20 protein-coding genes and 1 riboswitch are annotated in these 21,294 nt (G+C 69.7%); of the genes, 11 read left to right on the top strand and 9 right to left on the bottom strand.

Annotated elements, in window-relative coordinates:
• Window positions 1-29: 29 nt before the first annotated feature.
• The 4 genes from OOT46_RS15145 to OOT46_RS15160 all read right to left on the bottom strand — a co-directional run bounded on the left by OOT46_RS15145 (window position 30) and on the right by OOT46_RS15160 (window position 3,602).
• Window positions 30-626, bottom strand: coding sequence for a GspH/FimT family pseudopilin (locus tag OOT46_RS15145; protein WP_265404450.1), 597 nt, complete (start codon window positions 624-626; stop codon window positions 30-32).
• A 95-nt stretch (window positions 627-721) separates the two neighbouring features.
• Window positions 722-1,165, bottom strand: coding sequence for a transcriptional regulator NrdR (gene nrdR / locus OOT46_RS15150; RefSeq protein WP_265404451.1), 444 nt, complete (start codon window positions 1,163-1,165; stop codon window positions 722-724).
• Between the two features lie 16 nt (window positions 1,166-1,181).
• Window positions 1,182-2,429 carry a serine hydroxymethyltransferase gene (gene glyA, locus OOT46_RS15155; protein WP_265404452.1) on the bottom strand — a complete coding sequence of 416 codons (1,248 nt, stop codon included), beginning with the start codon at window positions 2,427-2,429 and terminating at the stop codon, window positions 1,182-1,184.
• A gap of 70 nt (window positions 2,430-2,499) precedes the next feature.
• Window positions 2,500-2,622, bottom strand: a riboswitch (ZMP/ZTP riboswitch).
• Between the two features lie 68 nt (window positions 2,623-2,690).
• Window positions 2,691-3,602, bottom strand: a complete 912-nt coding sequence (locus tag OOT46_RS15160) for a lytic transglycosylase domain-containing protein (protein WP_265404453.1) — start codon at window positions 3,600-3,602, stop codon at window positions 2,691-2,693.
• Between the two features lie 254 nt (window positions 3,603-3,856).
• Here OOT46_RS15160 and ubiD point away from each other — a divergent pair, with 254 nt between their 5' ends.
• Window positions 3,857-5,407, top strand: coding sequence for a 4-hydroxy-3-polyprenylbenzoate decarboxylase (gene ubiD / locus OOT46_RS15165; protein WP_265404454.1), 1,551 nt, complete (start codon window positions 3,857-3,859; stop codon window positions 5,405-5,407).
• Between the two features lie 264 nt (window positions 5,408-5,671).
• Here ubiD and OOT46_RS15170 read toward each other — a convergent pair whose 3' ends face one another.
• From OOT46_RS15170 to OOT46_RS15180, 3 genes are all read right to left on the bottom strand, one after another.
• On the bottom strand, window positions 5,672-6,832 hold the full coding sequence (locus tag OOT46_RS15170; RefSeq protein WP_265404455.1) for a mechanosensitive ion channel family protein: 1,161 nt from the start codon (window positions 6,830-6,832) through the stop codon (window positions 5,672-5,674).
• A gap of 83 nt (window positions 6,833-6,915) precedes the next feature.
• Window positions 6,916-7,737 (bottom strand): YdcF family protein, encoded by an 822-nt coding sequence (locus OOT46_RS15175; protein WP_265404456.1) that lies wholly within the window; start codon window positions 7,735-7,737, stop codon window positions 6,916-6,918.
• 17 nt (window positions 7,738-7,754) lie between these two features.
• Entirely contained in the window at window positions 7,755-8,921 is a 1,167-nt protein-coding gene (locus OOT46_RS15180) for an NAD(P)/FAD-dependent oxidoreductase (protein WP_265404457.1), read from the bottom strand.
• Between the two features lie 163 nt (window positions 8,922-9,084).
• On the opposite strand from OOT46_RS15180, the gene msrA reads away from it, so the two are divergent.
• From msrA to OOT46_RS15195, 3 genes are all read left to right on the top strand, one after another.
• Window positions 9,085-9,648, top strand: coding sequence for a peptide-methionine (S)-S-oxide reductase MsrA (gene msrA / locus OOT46_RS15185; protein WP_265404458.1), 564 nt, complete (start codon window positions 9,085-9,087; stop codon window positions 9,646-9,648).
• A 64-nt stretch (window positions 9,649-9,712) separates the two neighbouring features.
• Window positions 9,713-10,102, top strand: coding sequence for a hypothetical protein (locus OOT46_RS15190; RefSeq protein WP_265404459.1), 390 nt, complete (start codon window positions 9,713-9,715; stop codon window positions 10,100-10,102).
• Window positions 10,103-10,196: 94 nt separating this feature from the next.
• Window positions 10,197-12,266 carry a TonB-dependent receptor gene (locus tag OOT46_RS15195; protein ID WP_265404460.1) on the top strand — a complete coding sequence of 690 codons (2,070 nt, stop codon included), beginning with the start codon at window positions 10,197-10,199 and terminating at the stop codon, window positions 12,264-12,266.
• Between the two features lie 28 nt (window positions 12,267-12,294).
• Here OOT46_RS15195 and pdxH read toward each other — a convergent pair whose 3' ends face one another.
• Window positions 12,295-12,930: a pyridoxamine 5'-phosphate oxidase gene (gene pdxH / locus OOT46_RS15200; protein WP_265404461.1), complete on the bottom strand. Its 636-nt coding sequence runs from the start codon at window positions 12,928-12,930 to the stop codon at window positions 12,295-12,297.
• A gap of 171 nt (window positions 12,931-13,101) precedes the next feature.
• On the opposite strand from pdxH, the gene OOT46_RS15205 reads away from it, so the two are divergent.
• From OOT46_RS15205 to OOT46_RS15215, 3 genes are all read left to right on the top strand, one after another.
• On the top strand, window positions 13,102-13,797 hold the full coding sequence (locus tag OOT46_RS15205) for a response regulator transcription factor (RefSeq protein WP_265404462.1): 696 nt from the start codon (window positions 13,102-13,104) through the stop codon (window positions 13,795-13,797).
• Window positions 13,794-15,227 carry a sensor histidine kinase gene (locus tag OOT46_RS15210; RefSeq protein WP_265404463.1) on the top strand — a complete coding sequence of 478 codons (1,434 nt, stop codon included), beginning with the start codon at window positions 13,794-13,796 and terminating at the stop codon, window positions 15,225-15,227. Before OOT46_RS15205 ends, OOT46_RS15210 begins: the two co-directional genes overlap by 4 nt.
• 190 nt (window positions 15,228-15,417) lie before the next feature.
• Window positions 15,418-16,059, top strand: a complete 642-nt coding sequence (locus tag OOT46_RS15215; protein ID WP_265404464.1) for a nucleotidyltransferase family protein — start codon at window positions 15,418-15,420, stop codon at window positions 16,057-16,059.
• A gap of 25 nt (window positions 16,060-16,084) precedes the next feature.
• Here the strand turns inward: OOT46_RS15215 and OOT46_RS15220 are convergent, their stop codons facing one another.
• Window positions 16,085-16,726: a gamma-glutamylcyclotransferase gene (locus tag OOT46_RS15220; RefSeq protein ID WP_265404465.1), complete on the bottom strand. Its 642-nt coding sequence runs from the start codon at window positions 16,724-16,726 to the stop codon at window positions 16,085-16,087.
• Between the two features lie 79 nt (window positions 16,727-16,805).
• On the opposite strand from OOT46_RS15220, the gene OOT46_RS15225 reads away from it, so the two are divergent.
• From OOT46_RS15225 to OOT46_RS15240, 4 genes are all read left to right on the top strand, one after another.
• The gene (locus OOT46_RS15225; RefSeq protein ID WP_265404466.1) at window positions 16,806-17,249 is read left to right on the top strand and encodes a hypothetical protein; all 444 of its coding nucleotides are present in this window, start codon (window positions 16,806-16,808) and stop codon (window positions 17,247-17,249) included.
• 129 nt (window positions 17,250-17,378) lie between these two features.
• On the top strand, window positions 17,379-19,193 hold the full coding sequence (gene edd / locus OOT46_RS15230; RefSeq protein WP_265404467.1) for a phosphogluconate dehydratase: 1,815 nt from the start codon (window positions 17,379-17,381) through the stop codon (window positions 19,191-19,193).
• Between the two features lie 23 nt (window positions 19,194-19,216).
• Window positions 19,217-19,840, top strand: coding sequence for a bifunctional 4-hydroxy-2-oxoglutarate aldolase/2-dehydro-3-deoxy-phosphogluconate aldolase (locus OOT46_RS15235; protein WP_265404468.1), 624 nt, complete (start codon window positions 19,217-19,219; stop codon window positions 19,838-19,840).
• Between the two features lie 147 nt (window positions 19,841-19,987).
• On the top strand, window positions 19,988-21,289 hold the full coding sequence (locus tag OOT46_RS15240; protein WP_265404469.1) for a UDP-N-acetylglucosamine 1-carboxyvinyltransferase: 1,302 nt from the start codon (window positions 19,988-19,990) through the stop codon (window positions 21,287-21,289).
• The last annotated feature ends 5 nt before the right edge of the window (window positions 21,290-21,294 follow it).

Genomic DNA, 21,294 nt, shown 5'->3' on the forward strand with positions numbered 1-21,294 from the left:
CGGCATGGCAGCGAAATGACGCGTTTCACTCAACAGGTTCCCGTTGCACCGAGGGTGCGTACCCGGCCCAGTTGGCTGACGCAAAAGGTCCGGTTGAAGTGGTAGCTGTCGGCCTCGCCGGCCTTCTGGAGGCGAAAGGTGCCGTTGACGACAGCCCGGGGCGTGCCGCGTCCGTTGAAGGTGACGGACGATGTGGGGGTGCCTCCGCCATCTTCCGTGAGGGTGTAGTCGCTGCCGGCCGATTCGCGGATGAGGACGACATTGCCGGCGAGCGGCATGGTGGCGTCGACCGTGTCGCAGGTCGGATTCATGAACACGATCCAGCCGTCTCTCCAGTCCGTCCCCGCGGGGTTGCAGGTCGGCGTCATCTCCGAGGCGTTGGAAGTCATGCACATCGAGACGCAGCTGTTGCGTGTCACGGCTTCCAGGCGGGCGCGCTGCAGGCCGAGGACAAAGTCGTTCGAGATGGCCGTGACCCTGCTGCGCTCGACGAAGCTTTGCAGCGCTGGCGCCGCCAGTACGGCGAGGATCGCCACCAGGGCGATGGTCACCATCAGTTCGATCAGCGTAAAACCGCGATGACGAACGTTAGAAAGTGGGGCAGAGAGTGAAGAAACGTGCCGCATGTATGCATTGTGCGGCGTCAGACGTTTCTGTGTGCAACCGTTCAGCCCCGGTGGCGGGCCGTTCGGCTGGCGGCTCTGTCAGACTTTACAGAGCCTCAGATTTCCTTGATCAGCCGGCTGAATTCGTCCACATCCTCGAAGCTGCGGTAAACCGAGGCAAATCTCACATAAGCGACCTTGTCGAGCTTTTTCAGCTCGCGCATCACGAACTCGCCCAGCTTGGCGCTGGCGACCTCGCGCACGCCGCTGGAGCGCAGCTTCTGCTCGATGCGCTGCAGCGCCGCATCGATCTGCTCCAGGCTGACCGGGCGCTTGCGCAGAGCCAGCGTCATCGAGGCGCGGATCTTGGCCGGGTCGAACTCGGCCCGGGTGCCGTCCTTCTTCACCACCGCGGGCATCGTGACCTCGGCCCGCTCGTAGGTGGTGAAGCGGGTGTCGCAGGACAGGCAGCGCCGCCTGCGACGGATGACGTCCCCCTCGTCGGATTCGCGCGTCTCGACCACCTGGGTCTCTTCGTGGCCGCAGAAGGGGCAGCGCATGACGAGGGGGCTCGCTTCAGCGGTAGACCGGGAAGCGCCGGGTCAGCGCGTTCACCTTCTCGCGCACCGCGGCGATGTTGGCCTCGTCGTGCGGCTTGTCCAGCACGTCGGCGATCAGGTGCGCGGTCAACACCGCCTCGGCTTCCTTGAAGCCGCGGGTGGTCATGGCGGGCGAACCGAGGCGGATTCCGCTGGTGACCATGGGCTTTTCCGGGTCGTTCGGGATGCCGTTCTTGTTGCAGGTCATGTGGGCGCGGCCGAGCAGGGCTTCGGCTTCCTTGCCGGTCATGCCTTTGGCGCGCAGGTCAACCAGCATCACGTGGCTCTCGGTGCGGCCGCTGACGATGCGCAGGCCGCGCTCGGTCAGCGTGGTCGCCAGCGCCTGGGCGTTCTTGACCACCTGCTGCTGGTAGGCCTTGAACTCGGGCGTCAGCGCCTCCTTGAAGGCCACCGCCTTGGCGGCGATCACGTGCATCAGCGGGCCGCCCTGAATGCCGGGGAAGATGGCGCTGTTGATCTGCTTGGCGACAGGGTCCTTCATCAGGATGATGCCGCCGCGCGGGCCGCGCAGGCTCTTGTGGGTGGTCGAGGTGACGACGTCGGCGAAGGGCACCGGGTTGGGGTAGACGCCGCCGGCGATCAGGCCCGCGTAGTGCGCCATGTCGACCATGAAATAGGCGCCGACCGCCTTCGCGACCTTCGCGAAGCGCTCGAAGTCAATGCGCAGGCTGTAGGCCGAGGCGCCGGCGATGATGAGTTTGGGCTTGTGCTCATGGGCCAGCCGCTCCATCGCGTCGTAGTCGATTTCTTCCTTCGCGTTCAGGCCGTAGCTGACCACCTTGAACCACTTGCCGGACATGTTCAGCGGCATGCCGTGCGTCAGGTGGCCGCCTTCGGCCAGGCTCATGCCCATGATGGTGTCGCCGGGCTGCAGCAGCCCGAAAAACACACCCTGGTTGGCCTGCGACCCGGAGTTGGGCTGGACGTTGGCGTGTTCGGCGCCGAACAGCTGCTTGAGGCGGTCGATCGCCAGCTGTTCGACGACGTCGACGTATTCGCAGCCGCCGTAGTAGCGCTTGCCCGGGTAACCCTCGGCGTACTTGTTGGTCAGCTGGGTGCCCTGCGCGGCCATCACGGCGGGCGAGGCGTAGTTCTCGGACGCGATCAGCTCGATGTGCTCTTCCTGGCGCTGGTTTTCCTTCTGGATGGCGGCCCAGAGCTCGGCATCGATGTTGGAGATCGTGGATGTGGTGCGGTCAAACATTTGGCAGTCCTCTTCGGTGCAAGAAGTCCCTCGATACGGCGGCGGCCGCCATCATGGGGCCACGCGGTCGGAAGGCTGCCCAGGCGAACGGCGGAACGGCAGACAACGGGTGTGCCGGCTGCACTTCCCGGTGGTTCCCCACCTCGAGCGCGCCTGCCAGGCAGGGGCCCTATCGCCAGTTGTGCAACCCCGCGAGTGTACTGGATAAGAACAGAAAGAGGCCCCGCAGGGCCCCCCGATGGTGCAAGCCGGGCGCGGCGTTCAGCGGATCAGCGCCACCTGTTCGGCCGAGGCTTCCGTGGTCTGCGGCATGTCCGGACTGCCCGGCAGCGGTGCCGGCGCGGCGGCCGGCGGCGCGCTTTGCACCGCCTGCAGCAGTTGGGGGACCGAGATCGGCACCCGGCGGCCCGCCGCGACGTTGCGCAGGTGGGTCTGCTCGGACAGCACCTTGGCCGCGTAACCCCCGTCGTCGTTCAGGTTGGCGGCGCCGACGTAGTAGCGCAGACCGCCCTCCAGGCTGCCGGCGCGCGCGATGCACTCCTTCAGCACCTGCACACCGACCCGCAGGTTGGTGACCGGGTCGAACGCGGCGTGGTTGCCGCCGAAACGCTCGTACTTGTCGTCGTGCACTCGCGTCATCACCTGCATCAGGCCCTGCGCGCCCACGGTGCTCTGCGCGAAGGGATTGAAGCTGGACTCCACCGCCATGATGGCCAGGATCAGGGTCGGCTCGATGCCGGTGCGCTTGCCGACGTGCCAGGCTTCCTTGACCAGGCGCCCCACCGGCTCGGGGGCGACGCGATAGCGGCGCGACAGCCACAGCGCGACGGCCGCCTGCTGGCTGCTCAGCTCCGACGGATCCACCGCGGTCGCGCGGCTGATCGCCTCGGGCTCGACCAGGCTGGCGAGGAAGGCCTCCGGTGAGGACTCGGCGCGTGCCAGCTGGCGCGCCTGCAGCCAGCCCAGCGTCTGCGCTTCCAGGTGGTGGCGCAGGTCGGGGCGGCTGACGAAAAACATCGTGCCGGCCAGCACCACCAGGCCGACGAAGGCCAAGCCGTTGTGGCTGATCTCGAGCAGGCCGTGGCCCACATCCTTAAAGAACACCGCGACCGAGGCCACGGTAGCGGTAGCGGCCCGATCGACCGGGCCCCGCACGGATTCCCACGCTGTCATGTCACTCCTTTCCTTCCGACGGCCCGCGGGGCGCACTCCGCAAAAGCAGGGTGGCCGGGGCCGGCAGCGATAATTCGCCGCGTCTGCGCAAGGTGTCTCGCAGGGCGCGAGGTGCGGACAGCGGCTGATTGCATCGGCAGCGTCGCGCCGGGCAGGCCGGCGCGGGTTATCCCTTGGGTGGGGACGGGCGGATTCTAGGGATGCTGCTCATAACCAGTCAAGGATTTGAAATAGGGCTTTAATTCCTTCTGGTTATGAAATATCGGGATCTGCGTGAGTTCCTTCACGGGCTGGAAGCGCTCGGCGAGCTCAGGCGCGTCAGTGAGCCAGTCTCCACTCGGCTGGAAATGACCGCCCTGGGCGACCGCGTGCTCAAGGCCGCCGGGCCGGCGCTGCTGTTCGAGCGCCCCATCGGGCACGAGATCCCGGTGCTCGCGAACTTGTTCGGAACCCCCAAACGTGTGGCCCTGGGCATGGGGGCCGAGGACGTTTCGGAACTTCGCGAGATCGGACAGCTGCTCGCAAGCCTGAAGGAGCCGGAGCCGCCGCGCGGACTGAAAGACGCCGGCCGCCTGCTGCAACTGGGTAAAGCGCTGTGGGACATGAAGCCGAGCGAGGTGCGCTCGGCCGCCTGCCAGCAGGTGGTGTGGCAGGGCGAGGCGCTGGATCTCGGGCGCCTGCCCATCCAGCACTGCTGGCCGGGCGACGTCGCGCCGCTGGTGACGTGGGGCCTGGTCGTCACGCGCGGGCCGCAGGGTGTCGCGCAGCCGCGGCGGCGCCAGAATCTGGGCATCTACCGGCAGCAACTCATCGGACGGCGCCAACTCATCATGCGCTGGCTGGCCCACCGCGGTGGCGCGCTCGACTTCCGGGAGTTTGCGCTCGCCAGCCCGGGCAAGCCCTTCCCGATTGCCGTCGCGCTGGGCGCGGATCCGGCGACCATCCTCGGCGCGGTGACGCCGGTGCCCGATACGCTGTCGGAGTACCAGTTCGCCGGCCTGCTGCGCGGCAGCCGCACCGAGGTGGTCGCCAGCGGCGTGGGTGAGGGACTGCCGCTGCAAGTGCCGGCCAGCGCCGAGATCGTGCTGGAAGGCCATATCCCTCCGGCGGCGCCAGGTCATGAGGGGACTTCGGAGCACGGCGTGCCGCTGAAGGAGCGGGGCGGCTACCTGCACGCCCTCGAGGGACCTTACGGCGACCACACGGGCTACTACAACGAACAGGACTGGTTCCCGGTGTTCGAGCTCGAGCGCATCACGATGCGGCAGCAGCCGATCTACCACTCCACCTACACTGGCAAGCCGCCTGACGAGCCGGCGGTGCTGGGCGTGGCGCTCAACGAGGTGTTCGTCCCCATCCTCCAGAAGCAGTTCCCGGAGATCGTGGACTTCTATCTGCCGCCCGAGGGCTGCAGCTACCGCATGGCCATCATCAGCATCAAGAAGAGCTACCCCGGCCATGCCAAGCGGCTGATGTTCGGGCTGTGGAGCTTCCTGCGCCAGTTCATGTACACCAAGTTCATCGTGGTCACTGATGACGATGTGAACATTCGCGACTGGAAGGACGTGATCTGGGCCATCACGACCCGGGTCGACCCGGGTCGCGACACGACCCTGGTGGAGCACACCCCGATCGACTACCTCGACTTCGCCTCACCGGTCTCGGGGCTGGGCGGCAAGATGGGGCTGGACGCGACCCACAAGTGGCCCGGCGAGACCGACCGGGAATGGGGGCGGCTGATCACCATGGACCCCGACGTCGAGCAGAAGGTGGGCGCCTTGTTCGATCGCATCATGGCGGGCTGACGGGCCGGCGATGAGCAGGTCCAATGAAAAGATCGCCGACCATTGGAAAGCGGCACTTGATCAAAACACCGGGCCTGGGTATCTTTGAGGCGTCTGCTTCTGCAGGCATTTCAATTGCGCAGTCTCTGCGCGCAGGAGTTCCGGACCCAATCCTTCGGTTCTCCGATCCGTGGTGTGAACCACAGCCCCTCCGGTCGATCTGGCTTGGAGGGGTTTCTATTTGCGGCTTCGTCGAAGAGGCGAAACGCCTATTTCATATCAGAGCTATTGCAGCGAGCCCTCGCGCCCGTTCGGGCGCGGCTTGAGCCCGGCCTCCTGGCCGTCCCGCCGGACCGCCCGGGCGGCGGCCGCCGCGTCGCCCGCCAGCACCACCGTGCGGGTCGGGAAGGCGAAGTCCACACCCATCTCCTTGAGCCCGCGCATCAGCTCCAGGTTGATGCTCTGCTGCAGGTCCATGTAAAGGTTGTAGCTCGGGTCGAGCACGATGTAGATGACTTCGTAGTCGAGCGAGCTTTCGCCGAAACCCTGCAGGTGTGCCCGGTCGAAGCGCAGCTGCGGCTTGCCCTGGATGATCCGCCTGACGAGGGCCGGAATGGCTTCGGCCTGCTCGGGTGAGGTGTCGTAGGTGACGCCGAACTTGAAGGCGATGCGGCGCTCCGCCAGGCGCTTGTAGTTGCTCACCGTCTGCTTGAGCAGATCGGTGTTGGACATCACCACCTGCTCGCCGCTGAGTGCGCGGATGCGGGTGCTTTTCACGCCGACGTGCTCGACGCTGCCCGAGACGCCGCCGACGACGATGAAGTCGCCCACCTCGAAGGGCTTGTCCACTGCGATCGAGAGCGAGGCGAACAGATCGCCGAGGATGTTCTGCACCGCCAGCGCGACGGCGATGCCGCCGACACCCAGGCTGGCGACGAAGGCGGTGATGTTGACGCCCATGTTGGACAGCATCGCCAGCAGCACCACGGTCCACAGCAGGGTGCGCAGGCCCCAGGACATCAGCGTCGCCGAGGCACCGACCTGTGTCATGCCGGAGGAAGCGTGGCGTTCGATGTAGCGGGACAGCGCCAGGCTGACGAGCCGGTTGGCCCACAGCGCGAACTGCAGCGCCAGCGCGATGAACCACAGGTGGCCGACACGCTCGCTCCAGCGCTCCGGCAGATCCAGCAGTCCCACGCCGATCAGCACCGCCACCAGCGCGACGAGTCCCCGGTTGGTGCGGCTCAGCAGGTCGACCAGCAGGCCGCCGACGTGTTGGGAGTCCTGCTGCTGCAGCGTCTCGGCGTGCCGCCGCGCCAGACGCAATGCCGTCATCATGGCCAGGTAGCTCACGACTGTTGCGCCGATCACCAGGGCCCAGTTCGCGAGCGTGATGCCCAGCAGGGTGGTCTGAGTCAGCCAGGCCGTGAGCAGATGAGCGTCCATCCGTGCCTTCCTTGTTTTCTTGTGAAAGGCATCATCTTGGACCGGCCGGATCCGGCCGGCTGTCGGTCAGACCACTACAGGCCTCAGCTCCCGGCGGCCAGGCCGAGCAGCTCGCGCAGCGCGAGGCGGTTCTGCTGCAGGCCTTCGGTGCTCGGCAGCCAGTCGAGCAGGCCGGTGGCGCGGCGCGCTTGCAGGCCGACGGGGGCCGCAGTGACCGCGATCTCGCTGCCGAGCGCCTCCTCGAAGGCCCGCTTGGCCCGCCGCATGTGCCAGCCATGGGTCACGAGCAGCACCTTCTTCACGCCCGCCTCGCGCAGCAGCGGCGCCATGCGCTGTGCGTTCTCGCGCGTGTCGCGCGACTTGTCTTCAACCCAGCGCAGGCTGCGTCCGTATTCCTCCTGCACGATGCGCTCGGCCACGCGGGCCTCGGCCGGCGGTTCGCCGGACTGGGCCCAGCCGAGTCCGCCCGAGAAACCCAGCGGCAGGCCCAGGCGCTTGGACAGCCAGACGCCGTAGCGCAGTCGCTCCATCGAGGTCGGCGTCAGGTCCGACACCCCGTACTCGGGCGCCCGCGGCTTCGTGCCGGCTCCCAGCACGATGACGGCGATGCCGGCTTGGCCCTTGGCGCCGGCCTTGGCTTGCGCCTTGAGCTCGGTGTCGAGGTGCTCCAGCTGGATCGGGCCGAGCGCCGGCGGCAGCTTCAGCACATAGGTCTGCAGCGCCACCGCAAAGCCGTGCGTGGCCGTGAGCCACATCGCGACCACGCTCAGCAGCACGATGCAGGCGCCCAGCACGCGTCGCGGCAGGATCAGCCGCACGCCGATCAGCAGCAATACGATCAGCGAGGCCGGCGGCAGCAGCAGGGCGGTCAGCAGGGGCTTGTAAGGGGCAAGGTCGTCCAGCATGTCGGGCAAAGGCAGGCTCAAAAGGGCAGCAGCTTACGCCAGCCGCGGGCCACGACGCTGAGCGCGATGTAGCGCGCATAGGCGGGGTAGCCCAGTTCGTCGGCCATCAAGTCCATGTGCCGGCCGGGGGCCTGCCGCAGGCGGGGCAGGGCGCGCAGGAACAGCGGCTCGCAAAGCCGGGGAAAGATCAGCTGCCTCAAGCCCTTGGCGATGCGGAAGTCCTGCACCAGCTCGCGGTAGCGCGGCAGGTAGGCCGCGAGCGGCTCGGTCCGGCCCTGCAGGGCCTCGTGGACGGCCAGCGCGGCCTCGCGGCCGCTGTGCATCGCGAAGGCGATGCCTTCGCCGGTGATGGGCTCCACCAGCCCAGCCGCGTCGCCGCAGAGCAGCACCCGGCCGCGGCCCGGACGCGTGAGGTAGTCGCCGTACGGGATGTGGTGGCCCTTGATCGCCACATCCGGCACGCTGCCGAAGCGGTGCGCCAGCATCGCGCGGAAGGCTGTCTTGAGCTGCGGGTTGTGCCTGAGCAGCCCGCCCAGCCCGACCGTCAGCGTAGCGCGCTTCGGGAACACCCAGCCGTAACCCCAGCGGGCCAGGCCGAAGTGGATCTCGGGCAGGTCGAGGTCGGCCGCGCCCGGGTGGCAACGCGGCACCTCCATCTCCATGCCGAGCGCGATGGTGCGCGGGTCGAAGCTGCGGCCGAACAGCTGACGGGCCACACTGCTGCGCACCCCGTCCGCCCCGATCACCGCGCGGCCCTGGAGACGGCGGCCGTCCGACAGGCGCACCGCGCCTTCGCTGTCGTCCACCTGCTGCACCGCGCTGCCCAGCAGCGGCGTGGCCCCGGCCTCCACCGCCTGGTCCAGCAGCAGGGCGTCGAAGCGGCGTCGGCAGGTGAACTGGAGCAGGTGGTGCTCGCGCACTTCGTTGAGCCGCCGGCCGTCCGGGCCCAGCAGGCTCAGGCCATGAGCGCGGGCCTCGACCGCCTCGTCCCAGGCGCGCGGAAACACCCGGGCATACACCTTCTGCGCGCGCAAGGTCAGCAGGCCGCCGCAGAGCTTCTCGCGCGGAAACTCCTCCTTGTCCACCAGCGCCACCCGCAGGCCCCGGTGTGCCGCGGTGCAGGCCGCCGCCGAGCCGGCGGGGCCGGCGCCGACGACGATCAGATCGAACAAAAGGGCGGACATGGTGTCGGGCGGTGCTGCGGGTGAGGGAAGGCGACGGCCGGTCGGCGTCGCCGGGCGCAGGGCCGATGGTGCCCTGTCCTGCCTGCTATGCTGAAACTTTGTGTGGCGGCCGGGCTGCAGCCAGGGGCCGGCCGAAGCAACAATCCTCTGGTGGGAGTGCCTCATGAACCCTGTGGACCCGCACAACGCCGCGACCGAGACCCTCTATCTGGCCGGCGGCTGTTTCTGGTGCCTCGAAGCGGTGTACGACCGTGTCGAGGGGGTGGTGGACGTCGAGTCGGGTTACGCCAACGGCCCGGTGCGGCAGCCCAGTTATGAGCAGGTCTGCAGCGGCGACACCGGCCATGCCGAGGTGGTCCGGCTGGTCTACGACCCGGGCCGCATCAGCGTGCGCGAGCTGCTGGAGATCTTTTTCGTGATCCACGATCCGACCACCTTGAACCGTCAGGGCAACGACGTCGGCACCCAATACCGCTCCGGCATCTACTTCCAGACCGCCGAGCAGGAGCGCGTGGCGCGCGAGGTGATCGCCGAGCTGGAGGCGAGCGGCAAGCTGCCCGGGCCCGTGGTCACCGAGGTCCTCCCGGTCGACAACTACTGGCCGGCCGAGGCCTACCACCAGGACTACTTCGCGAACCACCCGGACCAGGGCTATTGCGCCTTCGTGGTGGCGCCCAAGGTCGAGAAGTTTCGCAAGACCTTTGCCAACCGGGTGCGTCCCGGTTGAGAATCACGCCCGGCATGAAACGACACCCAGACGCCCACACGCGCGGCCTGGCACCGGCCCAGCCATGAGGTCACCGGGCCGACCTGCCGCCACCGATCGCCGCCTCGCCGCCTGGCTGCTGGCGGCGGCGCTGCTGTGGGCGCAGGCGCTCGGCCTGGCGCACCGCATCCAGCATGGCGGTTCCGGCGCCGGCGGGCCGGGGCCGGTCTCGGTCTCGGCCGGCACAGGTCTGGCCCAGGCCTTCCAGGCGCTGTTCGGTCACACGGCCGACGACCGCAGCTGTCCCCTCTACGATCATGCGGCCGGCGGCGACGCCGGCGTCTGGAAACACTCGGCCATCGGCTGCGGCGAGACCGCGGCGGCCGAGCTGCCGCCGGTGTCCGAAGGCCGGCGAACCGGGCCCGAGCGTGCCTTCGACGCTCGCGGTCCTCCAAGGGCAGCGCTTCTCGCCTGAAGCCCTCGCCGCGACCCGAGCCCGGGTGGCGGCGCCCTTGTCATGCGGTCGTCGCACCCGAAGCCGGTGCGGCGGCCCGTCCCGCCTTCTCACCATGAAACTCGCTTTTTCCCGGCGCGCGACGCGCCTGCCGAGCGTGGCCGCCTGCGCCACCTGCGTCTCCCTGGCCGTGCAGGCCCAGACCGCCCCTGCCGATGCCGCCGCCCCTGCTGCCGCGACCCGCCTGCCGGAGGTGGTCGTGACCGGCAACCCGCTGGGCGCCTCGGACCTGGTGGCTCCGGTGACCACCCTCTCGGGGCCCGCCTTGCTGCTGCGCCGCGGCAGCACCCTGGGGGACACCTTGGACCGGCTGCCGGGCGTCTCCTCCAGCTGGTTCGGCCCGAATGCCAATCGCCCGGTGATCCGGGGTCTGGACGGTGACCGGGTGCGCGTGCTCAACAACTCGGGCGCCGCGCTGGATGCGTCCAGCCTCAGCTTCGACCATGCCGTGCCGATCGACCCGCTGGTGGTCGAGCGCGTGGAGGTGCTGCGCGGCCCGGCCGCGCTGCTGTACGGCGGCAGCGCCACCGGCGGCGTGGTCAACACGATAGACAACCGCATCCCGCGGGCGCCGGTGACGGGCGTGAGCGGCAGCGCCGAAGGCCGGGTCGGCGGAGCCGAGCGCGAGCGTGCCGGCAGCGCCCTGGTGGAAGCGGGCAACGGCCAGCTGGCCCTGCACGTCGACGCCTTCCACCGCGACACCGAGGACCTGCGCGTGCCGCGCTTCACGCCGCGTGCCGGCGGGGAAACACGGTCGCCGACCCGCCGTGTCGCCAACTCCGCCAGCCAGGCCAAGGGCGCGGCGCTGGGCGGCGCCTACACCTGGGAGGACGGTCACCTGGGCGCCTCGGTGGACCGCTACGAGAACGACTACGGCGTCGTGGTGGAGCCGGATGTGCGCATCCGGATGCGGCGCGACCGCTATGCGCTGGCCGGCGAGTGGCGTGGCCTGGAGGGCCCGCTGCGCAGTGTGAAGGCGCAGTTCAGCCACACCGACTATGGCCACGACGAGATGGAGGGGGCCGAGCTCGGCACCCGCTTCAGCACCCGGGGCAACGACGGCCGCATCGAGCTTGCGCATGCGCCGCTGGGGCCGCTGCACGGCGTGGTGGGCCTGCAGTTCGAACAGTCGCGCTTCTCCGCGCTGGGGGAGGAAGCCTTCGTGCCCGGCACCCGCAGCCGCCAGCGCGCGGTGTTCGTGGTCGAGGAACTGCCGCTGGCACGCGGCAAGCTGAGCGCGGGCCTCAGGCTGGAGCGGGCCAGCGTGGCCTCGGACGGTGATGCCGCGGAGGCGGAGGAGCCGCGCTTTGGCGGCCCCGCCGAACGCAGTTTTTCGCTGCGCAGCGGCTCGCTCGGGGGGCTGCTGGATGTAGCGGCCGGTTGGCAGCTCAGCTCCAGCCTCAGCTACACCGAGCGCGCGCCGACCTTTTATGAACTGTTTGCCGAGGGGGTGCACGTCGCCACCGCCGCCTACGAGCGCGGCGACGCCGCGCAGCGCAAGGAGCGCGGCAGCCACCTCGATGTTGCGCTGGCCTGGAAGCAGGGACCGCACAGCGCCAAGATCGGCGCCTGGGGCAGCCGCTTCGCCAATTTCATCGCCTTGCAGGCCACCGGAGAGACATTCGGCGAGCCGGGCGAGGACGGCGAGGCGACCGAGTTCCCGGTCTACGCCTTCCAGGGCGTCAAGGCCAGGCTGTGGGGCGTGGAGGCCGAAGGCCGCCGACGCTTGCTCGACGCCGGGCAGACGCTGGACCTGGAGGGGCGCTTCGACTGGGTCCGCGCCAGCAATGCCGACACCGGCGAGCCGCTGCCGCGCATCGCGCCGGCTCGCCTCACGGTGGGTCTGGCCTACGCCCGTGCCGGCTGGACCGCCAGGGCCGAGGTGGCGCATTCAGCGCGCCAGTCCCGCGTCAGCGACGACGACATTGCCACCGACAGCCATACCTTGCTGAACCTGTCGGCGTCCTATCGCTTCAAGGCGGGTCCCAGCGACGGCACGGTGTTCGTCCGGCTCGACAACGCGACCGATGAACTGGCCTACAACGCGGCGTCCATCCGCACCGTGCGGGAGCTCGCGCCGCTGCCCGGGCGCGGATTGAAGCTGGGCCTGCGGCTGAACTTCTGAGGCGCCGGCGCAGGGGCGGGCCGGTCCCTCAGGGGGCCAGCCTCTCCTTGATCCACTGTCCGTCCTGCAGCCGATAGCGCAAGCGGTCGTGCAGGCGTGACTTGCGTCCCTGCCAGAACTCCCACCTGTCGGGCACCAGCCGGAAGCCGCCCCAATGCGGGGGTCGCGGCGGGTGGAGCGCGAACTGGGCGCTGTACTTCGCGGCGTTGGCGACCAGGGTGGCGCGCGACGCGATGACCTGGCTCTGCGGTGAAGCCCAGGCCCCCAGGCGGGAGTCGAGCGGGCGCGAGTGGAAGTACGCGTCGGACTCCTGCTCGCTGACCTTCTCGACCTTGCCTTCGATGCGCACCACCCGCTCCAGCTCGACCCAGTGGAACTGCAGCGCGGCGTAAGGGTTGACAGCCAGCTCGCGGCCCTTGCGGCTCTCGTAGTTGGTGTACCAGACGATGCCGCGGGCGTCGCAGCCCTTGATCAGCACGATGCGGGTCGAGGGCCGGTGGTCGGGGCCGACCGTCGCCAAGGTCATCGCATTGGGCTCGGGCAGCTGGGCCGCGAGCGCCTCCTGCAGCCAGAGCTCGAACTGCTGCAGCGGCTCGCTGCGCGCGGCCGACTCGTCCAGCTCGGCGCGTTCATAGCTCTTGCGAAGGTCGGCGATGTGTTTCATGCCGGAAGTATAGGCAGGGCCCACGCCTGCCGGCCTCGGTTCATCGGGGCTCCTGCGGGCCGGGCAGCGCGAAGGCTGCATCGACCCGGTCGGGAAAGCCATCTGTAAATTCCGTGGAAGTGCGCCGGCGCCTGCGCAGGGCGGCACAATCCGGCCCACCCACTTCGCGACATGCCCTTGCCGACGCCCGCCCCGCATTCCGTGCTGCTGGTCGAAGACGACCCGATGATCGCGAAGACGCTCGTGATGAGCCTGCGCTACGACGGCTTTGCGGTCACGGTGGCGTCCACCTTGCAGGAGGGCCTGCAGCAGCTCGCGGCCCACACCTTCGAGCTGCTGCTGCTGGACCTGGGCCTGCCCGACGGCTGCGGGCTGGACCTGTGCCGCGAAGTGCGCAGGCGCGACCCGGACCTGCCCATCCTCGTGCTCACCGCGCGCACCGCCGAGGCCGACGCGGTGGCGAGCATCGAGGGCGGCGCCGACGACTACGTGCGCAAGCCCTATGGCCAGCAGGAGCTCGCCGCCCGCATGCGCCGGCTGATCGGGCGGCGGCCGAGCCGTACGCGCCAGAGGGCCTGTTTCGGCGACATCGAGATGGACCTGCCGCGCCATGCGCTGTTCGTGCAGGAGCGGGCCTTGCACCTCGGCAAACGCGAGTACCTGATCCTGCAGCTGCTGGTCCGGGCCGGCGGCGACGTCGTCACCCGCGAGCAGATCCTCGATGCGCTGGAGTGCGACCGCGCGATCTATGACCGCACCATCGACTCCCACCTGAGCCACCTGCGCCGCAAGCTCAGGGACGCCGGCACGGCGGTGCGCATCGCCGCCGTCTACGGGGTCGGCTACCGGCTCGAGGCTGCTGCATGAGCCGCGGCCTCTGGTGGCGATTCCTGGCGATCAGCGTGGCGTTCGCGCTGCTGCTCAGCCTCGTCTACGCGCTGGTGCTGCGCGAGATCAACCGGGAAGGACGCAGCGCCATCCAGCGCAGCCTGATCCTGTTTGCCGCGCGCGCGCTGGAGTTGGAGGCCGGGCCCTATCCCGAGGCGATGCGGCGGCTCGACCACCTGCTCGCCGAGTCCCCCGTGATGCCGCGCGGCCTCTGGGTGATCGACCTGCAGGGGCGGGTGCTGGCCAGCCGCAGTGCGCTGCCGCTGCCGCCAGAGTGGCGCCAGGTCGATGCCGCGATGGCGGTGCACGACGTGAGGAGCACGCCCGGCCGCCGCCTGCAAGGCGGCTCGCCGGTGTCGGTGACGCGGCTCCAAGGGGCCGGGCCGGTCTTCCTGGTGATGAGCGATAGCGGCATTCCGGGGCGCCCGGTGCTGCGCACTCACGGCCTGTTTTTCATCGCCGCGCTCGCGGCCGCCGTCTTTTTCGGCCTCTCGCTCGTGACGCTCTACCTGCGGGCCCGCTCGCGCGAGGCCCGGCAGGTGCTGGCGAGGCTGAAGGCGGGCGACCTGGGGGCGCGCTTCAGGCCCGGGCGGCTCGATGCGGTGGGCGTGCTGATGCTGGACTTCAACCGCATGGCCGAGGAGATCGAACGCCTGGTGCACGGCCTGCACCAGGCCGAAGACGCACGCCGCGCGATGCTGCAGGAGCTGGGCCACGACCTGCGCACGCCGCTGACCAGCCTGCGCACCGCGGTCGAGGCGGTGTCGGCCCACGGCGCGGCGATGACACCCGAGGACCGGCACGAGTTCCTGGCCATCATTCGCGGCGAGCTGGACTACTTCGTGCGGCTCATCGACGACCTGTTTTTCATCGCCGACATCGGCGAGGTCGGGCGGCGCCCCGCGGGCGAGCCGGTCGACCTCGTCGAGCTGCTCGTCGCGGAGACCCGTTCGGCACAGAGCCGGGCCTCCGAGCTGGGCGTCGAGGGGCTCGCAATCGGGCTGACGGCGGCGCCGGCGGGCCGTGCGCCGGTCGTCGCGGGTGACCGCGTGCTGCTGTCGCGGCTGTTCCGCAATGCCATCGACAACGCGCTGCGTCATGCGCGCAGCCGGGTACAGGTCAAGGTGCGCGACGCCGGGGACAAGCTGGAGGTGCGCGTGGAGGACGACGGCCGCGGCATGAGCACGGCCGAGATCGCCGCCTTCGGCCAGCGGCGTGGCCGAAGGCGGCAGGCCGACGCCGCCCGGCCCTCGCTCTCGCTGGGGCTGGGCTCGGTGATCATGAAGTCGGTGGTGGAGATTCATGGCGGGCAACTCGGCATCGAGAGCGGCGCGGCGCAGGGCGGTCCCCCGGGAACCCGGCTCGTGATCCGCCTGCCGCGCGGCGGCGCCGCCACCGAGCCGGCCTGAACCTGGCTGGCCGGGCAGGGCGAGGCAGGGTGCGCACGGGTCCCGGCGCCCTCGGAGCTGCGGTGGCTGACAGGGGCGGGCAAGCCCCTAGGTGCAGATCCCAGTTCCAAGCCGATGGGCGCGCTTTCATCCTGTCGACATCCCGCCGATCATCGGGGGGCGCCAACCACAGCAGAGATAGGAACCCCGGATGAATGCCGTACCGGTGGTGATCGTCCTCGCGGCCGGTGCCGGCACGCGTTTCAGAGGGCATAGCCACAAGCTCACCCAGTCTTTCGCCGGATCCACGGTGCTGGGCACGACGCTCTCGCAAGTCATCGCCAGCCACCTGCCCTTGGTCGTGGTCACCACCTCCGCGCTGCGGGAGGTGGCCAAGGCCGATGTTGCGAGCCAGGACGTGGTGCTGGTGCCCGAGTCGCCGCGCGTGCGCAGCGAGCATGTGGCGCATCTCGGCATGGGCTACTCCATCGCCGCCGGCGTCCGGGCGCGCGGCGATGCGCCCGGCTGGCTGGTGTTGCCCGGCGACATGCCGCTGGTGCAGCCGGCCACCTTGCGCGCGGTGGCCGAGGCGCTGACCGAGCACCCGGTTGCCTACGCCCAGCACGGCGGGCGGCGCGGCCACCCGGTGGGCTTCTCGGCCGAGCTGTTCTCCGAACTCGCCACGCTCACCGGCGACGAGGGAGCGCGCCGGCTCGTGGCCCGTTACCCGGCTGCGCCGGTCGAGGTGCAGGACCCGGGGGTGCTGATGGACCTCGACACCGAGGATGACCTGCGGCGCCTGCGCCAGTGGCCCGGTCAGCCGCCCGTCGGCGAACTGAACGCGGTGCCTTGAGCGGCGCATCCCCGCCGGCGGGCACTCAGGGCAGCAGCCGGTGCGCGCGCGCCAGTGCCAGCACTTCGGCGACCGCGCGATCGCGGATGCCGTGCTCCCGCAGGCAGGTGTCGGTCCGCAGCACATAGTCCAGCGTGGTGCCGTAGCGGCCGCGCGCCTCACGCAGGATCTCGACCAGCTGCTGCTGGTCCAGCACGCCGGTGAAGTTGGGACTGTGGCGGCTGAGCGTGAAGCCGAGTGCCTGCACCGGGCCTTCCACAGTCTGGCAGTTCAGCCACTTCGGGTCGTAGACGCCGGTCGGCATCTCGCGCTGCCACAGCCGGTTCAGCTCTTCGCGGGCCCGCGCGCGGGGCACGCGCAAGACCACCCCCTTGCAGCTGCCGCCTGACATCAGCGCGAACACGAGCCCGGGCGACAGGGGCGAGCCTCGATTGATGCGCGACCACATCTTCAGCGCCCGGTGATAACCGAGCACCCGCGCCAGGCGCCGCTCGCTGTGCTCGACCTCGGGGTTCCAGATCAGCGAGGCGTAACCGAACACCCACAGGTCCTGCCCGGGATCCCAGCCTGCCAGCGTCTGCTGCAGCAAGTGCTGCGGGTCGCGCACCGGCGGCACCGCCAGGCCGGGCGGGATGTCGGGCAGGGCAGGGACAGTCGGCGTGGACACGGGCGCGATCGGTCGGCAAGCGGAAACGATGGGCCCCTATCATCGCTCACTTCTTCAGATCGCAAGGGAAACACCGAAGATGCCCGCCGCCCATCCGCCCGCGCCACCGTCCCGCCTGCCGGCCGTGCTGCTGGTCGGCGCGATGGTCGCACTGACCTGGATCGCCACCCGTCCGCTGCCGCCCTCCGCCGTGGTCGAGCCGGCCCCGGTGACCCGGGCCGAGGACGCCGGGCCGCCGCCGCTGGCCCGGCTGCAATGGAGCGGCGATGCCGGCCCGCCGCCGGCCGCGCTCGACCTGCTGGCGCAGGCAGCCCAGGAAGCCCGCAGCACCGGCCGCTCGCTGGTCATCGTGCCGCTGTACCGACCGGGCGACGACCCGGCCACGGTACGGCGCCAGGGCGAGGCGGTGCGCCACGCGATGGAGGCCAACGGCGTCGCGCCGGCCCAGCTCGCCGTGCTGCCCCCGGCGGCCGGGGCGCCGGCCGACCAGCCCGGCCCTCACGTCGAGTTGCACTGGCAATAAACGGCCCGCCGGCGGCGCTGCAAGCTGATGACCCGTGCGACGGCGGGGCGGGCGGCACTTGATTTGACGCTGTAACTTGGTTACCTAATAATTCATTGATAAGTTACATCGACTATTCAGCATCCCACCATGAAACCTGTCCTCCTCGAAGTGACGCAGCGCATCCGGGAGCGCAGCGCGCCCACCCGGCGTGCCTACCTCGACCGCGTGGCGCAGGCTGCCAACCGGCCGCGCGGCTCCGACCGCATGGGCTGCGCGAACGTCGCGCACGCCTTCGCGGCGCTGCCTGATGCCGCGAAGTTCCGTGTGGTCGCCGAACGAGCCCCCAACCTCGCGATCGTCACCTCGTACAACGACATGCTGTCGGCGCACCACCCGTACGAGAACTTCCCGGCGCTGATCCGCGACGAGGCGCAGCGCCAGGGCGCTACGGCGCAGGTGGCCGGCGGCGTGCCGGCCATGTGCGACGGTGTCACCCAGGGCCTGCCCGGCATGGAGCTGAGCCTGTTCTCGCGCGACACCATCGCGATGGGCACCGCCATCGCGCTGACGCATGACGTCTTCGATGCGGCGCTGCTGCTGGGCATCTGCGACAAGATCGTGCCGGGCCTCTTGATCGGCGCGCTGCACTTCGGCCACCTGCCCTGCGTGTTCGTGCCCGGAGGCCCGATGAGCACGGGGCTCTCCAACAACGAGAAAGCCAAGGTGCGTGAGCAATACGCCCAGGGCCTGGTCGGGCGCGACAAGCTGCTCGAGGCTGAGTCGCAGGCCTATCACGGCCCTGGCACCTGCACCTTCTACGGCACCGCCAACAGCAACCAGATGCTGATGGAGGCGATGGGTCTGCACGTGCCGGGCGCGGCTTTCGTGCAGCCCTATACCGGGCTGCGCGAGGAGCTGACCCGTGAAGCGGTGCGCACCGCGCTGCGCAACATCAAGGCGCGGCGCTTCACACCCATCGGCGAGATGGTCGACGAGCGCGTGATCGTCAACGCGATGGTGGCGCTGCTGGCCACCGGCGGCTCGACCAACCACCTGATCCACTGGGTCGCGGTGGCCCGGGCGGCCGGCATCCTGATCGACTGGAACGACTTCTCCGACCTCTCTGCCGTGGTGCCGCTGCTGACCCGGGTCTATCCCAACGGGTCGGCCGACGTGAATCACTTCCAGGCCGCGGGCGGCCCGGGTTTCGTGATCCGCGAGCTGGTCGAGAACGGCTATATGCACGGCGATGTCGCGACGGTCGCCGAAGGCGGCTTGAGCGCGTATGGCCGGCTGCCGGTCCTCGAGTCCGGCCGCCTGTCGTGGCAGGACCTGCCCGAGCGCAGCGGCGACGAGGCCGTGGTGCGCACGGCGCAGGCCCCCTTCAGCCCCACCGGCGGCCTCAAGCTGCTCAAGGGCAACCTGGGTCGCTCGGTGATCAAGGTCTCGGCGGTGCCCGAGGAGCGCCACGTGATCGAGGCGCCCGCCCTCGTGTTCGACAGCCAGGAAGCGCTGCAGGAGGCCTTCAAGGCCGGCGAGCTGGAGCGCGACTTCGTCGCGGTGGTGCGCTTCCAGGGCCCGCGCGCCAACGGCATGCCCGAGCTGCACAAGCTCACGCCGCCGCTGGCGGTGCTGCAGGGCAAGGGCTACCGGGTCGCGCTGGTGACCGACGGGCGCATGAGTGGCGCCTCGGGCAAGGTGCCGGCGGCCATCCACGTCAGTCCCGAGGTGCTGGGCGGTGGCCCGCTGGGCAAGGTGCGCAGCGGCGATCTCATTCGGCTCGACGCCGTGGCCGGCACCCTGGATGCGCTGGTCGACGCCGCCGAGTGGGACCGGCGCGAGGTCGCGACCCAGCCAGCCGCGCTGGCCGAGATCCACGCCCACCAGCTCGGCCGCGAGCTGTTCGCCGGCATGCGCCGCAACGTGCTGAGCGCCGAAGAGGGCGCCTGCACCTGGCTCTGACCCCTACCCCGCGAAAGGATTGCATGAACACGCTGGAACTGGCCTCCTACGGCCCCGTCATTCCCGTCATCGTCATCGACCGTCTCGAAGACGCGGTGCCGCTGGCCGAGGCCCTGGTGGCCGGCGGCGTGCGGGTGCTGGAGGTGACCTTGCGCACCCCGGTCGCGCTGCCCTGCATGGAAGCGATCGCCAAGGCGGTGCCCGAGGCCATCGTCGGCGCCGGCACCGTGCGCAATGCCCTCGATGCCCAGGCGGCGCGCGATGCGGGCTGCCACTTCGCGGTCAGTCCGGGCTACACGCCGGAGATCGGCCGCGTGTGCCAGGAGCTCGGCCTGCCACTGCTGCCGGGCGTGGCGACCGGCAGCGAAGTGATGACGGCGCATGCCGACGGCTACCACTTCCTGAAGTTTTTCCCGGCCACCGCGGCGGGTGGCATCCCGATGCTCAAGGCCTTCGCGGGGCCGTTCGCGGACATCTCGTTCTGCCCGACCGGCGGCATCACGCCGGAGACCGCGGGCCAGTTCCTGGCGCTGCCCAACGTCAAGGTCTGCGGCGGCTCCTGGCTGACGCCGGCCGAGGTGGTGAAGGCGCGCGACTGGGCCACCATCACGCGGCTGGCTCGCGAGGCGAGCGCACTGCGCCCCTGAGGCTCGCCCTCGGTCAGCTCAGTGCTTGAAGGTTCGCCGCCAGCGGCGAGAATCACCCGGATCAGCGCGGGCAAGGTCGCTGCAGTTTCGTCGGTTGCCCATCCAAGAACGCCTCAACTCCCGTCACCCGACGGACGCCTATAGCCCATGTCCAAGTTGCTTGTCCACGGCGGAACGCCCCTCTCCGGCCGCATCGTGCCGTCCGCCAACAAAAACGCGGTGCTGCCGGTGCTCTGCGCCACGCTACTCACCAGCGAACCGCTGCGCCTGATCGGTGTTCCCGAGATCACCGATGTGCGCAAGATCCTCGAGACCTTCCGCGCCCTGGGCAGCCAGGTCGAGATGGACTTTTCCACGGGGGTGCTCGAGCTGCAGCACGCAAGCGCTGCTTTTGACCTCGAGACGCACCGTCTGCCGCAGGAAATGCGGTCGTCGATCATGCTGGCGCCGCCGCTGCTGGCACGCTTCGGCGCCGCCCGCATCGAAAACGACGTGCAGGGCTGCACGCTGGGCGTGCGCGAGATCGACCCGCACGTCGAGCTGATGGAGCGCTTTGGCGCCCAGGTGGAGCGCCGGACCGAGGCCTTGATCCTGCGTGCGCCCGAGGCGCTGCAGGCCAACCACCACTGGCTGGACTACGCCTCGGTCACCACCACCGAGAATTTCGTGATGTGCGCGGCGCTGGCGAAGGGCAGCTCCAGCCTGACCAACGCGGCCAGCGAGCCGCACGTGCAGGAGTTCTGCCGTTTCATGGAGATGATCGGTGCGCGCATCGAAGGCATCGGCACCTCGCGCGTCACGGTCCACGGCGTCGACAAGCTGGGCGGCGGAGAGTTCCGCTTCACCGAGGACTTCCACGAAGTGGTCACCTTCCTGGCGCTCGGCGCCATCACCGGCGGCGACGTGCGTGTCAAGAACAGCTCGCCCGAGCACTTTCCGCTGATCGACCGTACCTTCGCCAAGTTCGGCGTGGGCGTCGTGCATGCGGACGGCTGGTCGCGTGCCGAGTTGAGCGGCCCGCTGCGCGTGCGCGAGCCCTTCACCCGCAATATCCTGCAGAAGGTGGAAGCTGCGCCCTGGCCCTACCTGCCGGTCGACCTGCTGCCGATCTTCGTGGCGCTGGGCGTGCGCGCCGAGGGCAGCATGATGTACTGGAACAAGGTCTACGACAGCGCACTTGGCTGGACCAGCGAGCTGTCGAAGTTCGGCGCCCACACCTTCCTGTCGGACCCGCACCGGGTGATCACCTTCGGTGGCAAGAGGCTGTCACCGGCCGAGGTCGAAAGTCCCTACATCATCCGCGTTGCCATCGCACTGCTGATGGTGGCCGCCAGCATCCCGGGGCGCTCGGTGATTCTCAACGCAACGCCCATCAAGCGTGCACACCCCCGCTTTGCCGAGAACCTGTGCTCTCTGGGCGCCAGCGTGCAGTGGGTGGAGGGCGAGTGATCGCC

Origin of the sequence: Aquabacterium sp. A7-Y (assembly GCF_026153205.1) — a bacterium.
GTDB lineage: Bacteria > Pseudomonadota > Gammaproteobacteria > Burkholderiales > Burkholderiaceae_C > Caldimonas.

Coding starts and splice junctions, on each gene's coding strand:
- OOT46_RS15210 (WP_265404463.1), top strand. CDS start 13,794: ATGAGCCGCGGCCTCTGGTGGCGATTCCTGGCGATCAGCGTGGCGTTC.
- OOT46_RS15235 (WP_265404468.1), top strand. CDS start 19,217: ATGAACACGCTGGAACTGGCCTCCTACGGCCCCGTCATTCCCGTCATC.
- OOT46_RS15175 (WP_265404456.1), bottom strand. CDS start 7,737: ATGCTGGACGACCTTGCCCCTTACAAGCCCCTGCTGACCGCCCTGCTG.
- OOT46_RS15195 (WP_265404460.1), top strand. CDS start 10,197: ATGAAACTCGCTTTTTCCCGGCGCGCGACGCGCCTGCCGAGCGTGGCC.
- OOT46_RS15145 (WP_265404450.1), bottom strand. CDS start 626: ATGCGGCACGTTTCTTCACTCTCTGCCCCACTTTCTAACGTTCGTCAT.
- OOT46_RS15180 (WP_265404457.1), bottom strand. CDS start 8,921: ATGTCCGCCCTTTTGTTCGATCTGATCGTCGTCGGCGCCGGCCCCGCC.
- OOT46_RS15190 (WP_265404459.1), top strand. CDS start 9,713: ATGAGGTCACCGGGCCGACCTGCCGCCACCGATCGCCGCCTCGCCGCC.
- pdxH (WP_265404461.1), bottom strand. CDS start 12,930: ATGAAACACATCGCCGACCTTCGCAAGAGCTATGAACGCGCCGAGCTG.
- OOT46_RS15240 (WP_265404469.1), top strand. CDS start 19,988: ATGTCCAAGTTGCTTGTCCACGGCGGAACGCCCCTCTCCGGCCGCATC.
- OOT46_RS15215 (WP_265404464.1), top strand. CDS start 15,418: ATGAATGCCGTACCGGTGGTGATCGTCCTCGCGGCCGGTGCCGGCACG.
- OOT46_RS15170 (WP_265404455.1), bottom strand. CDS start 6,832: ATGGACGCTCATCTGCTCACGGCCTGGCTGACTCAGACCACCCTGCTG.
- ubiD (WP_265404454.1), top strand. CDS start 3,857: ATGAAATATCGGGATCTGCGTGAGTTCCTTCACGGGCTGGAAGCGCTC.
- edd (WP_265404467.1), top strand. CDS start 17,379: ATGAAACCTGTCCTCCTCGAAGTGACGCAGCGCATCCGGGAGCGCAGC.
- msrA (WP_265404458.1), top strand. CDS start 9,085: ATGAACCCTGTGGACCCGCACAACGCCGCGACCGAGACCCTCTATCTG.
- OOT46_RS15225 (WP_265404466.1), top strand. CDS start 16,806: ATGCCCGCCGCCCATCCGCCCGCGCCACCGTCCCGCCTGCCGGCCGTG.
- glyA (WP_265404452.1), bottom strand. CDS start 2,429: ATGTTTGACCGCACCACATCCACGATCTCCAACATCGATGCCGAGCTC.
- nrdR (WP_265404451.1), bottom strand. CDS start 1,165: ATGCGCTGCCCCTTCTGCGGCCACGAAGAGACCCAGGTGGTCGAGACG.
- OOT46_RS15205 (WP_265404462.1), top strand. CDS start 13,102: ATGCCCTTGCCGACGCCCGCCCCGCATTCCGTGCTGCTGGTCGAAGAC.
- OOT46_RS15160 (WP_265404453.1), bottom strand. CDS start 3,602: ATGACAGCGTGGGAATCCGTGCGGGGCCCGGTCGATCGGGCCGCTACC.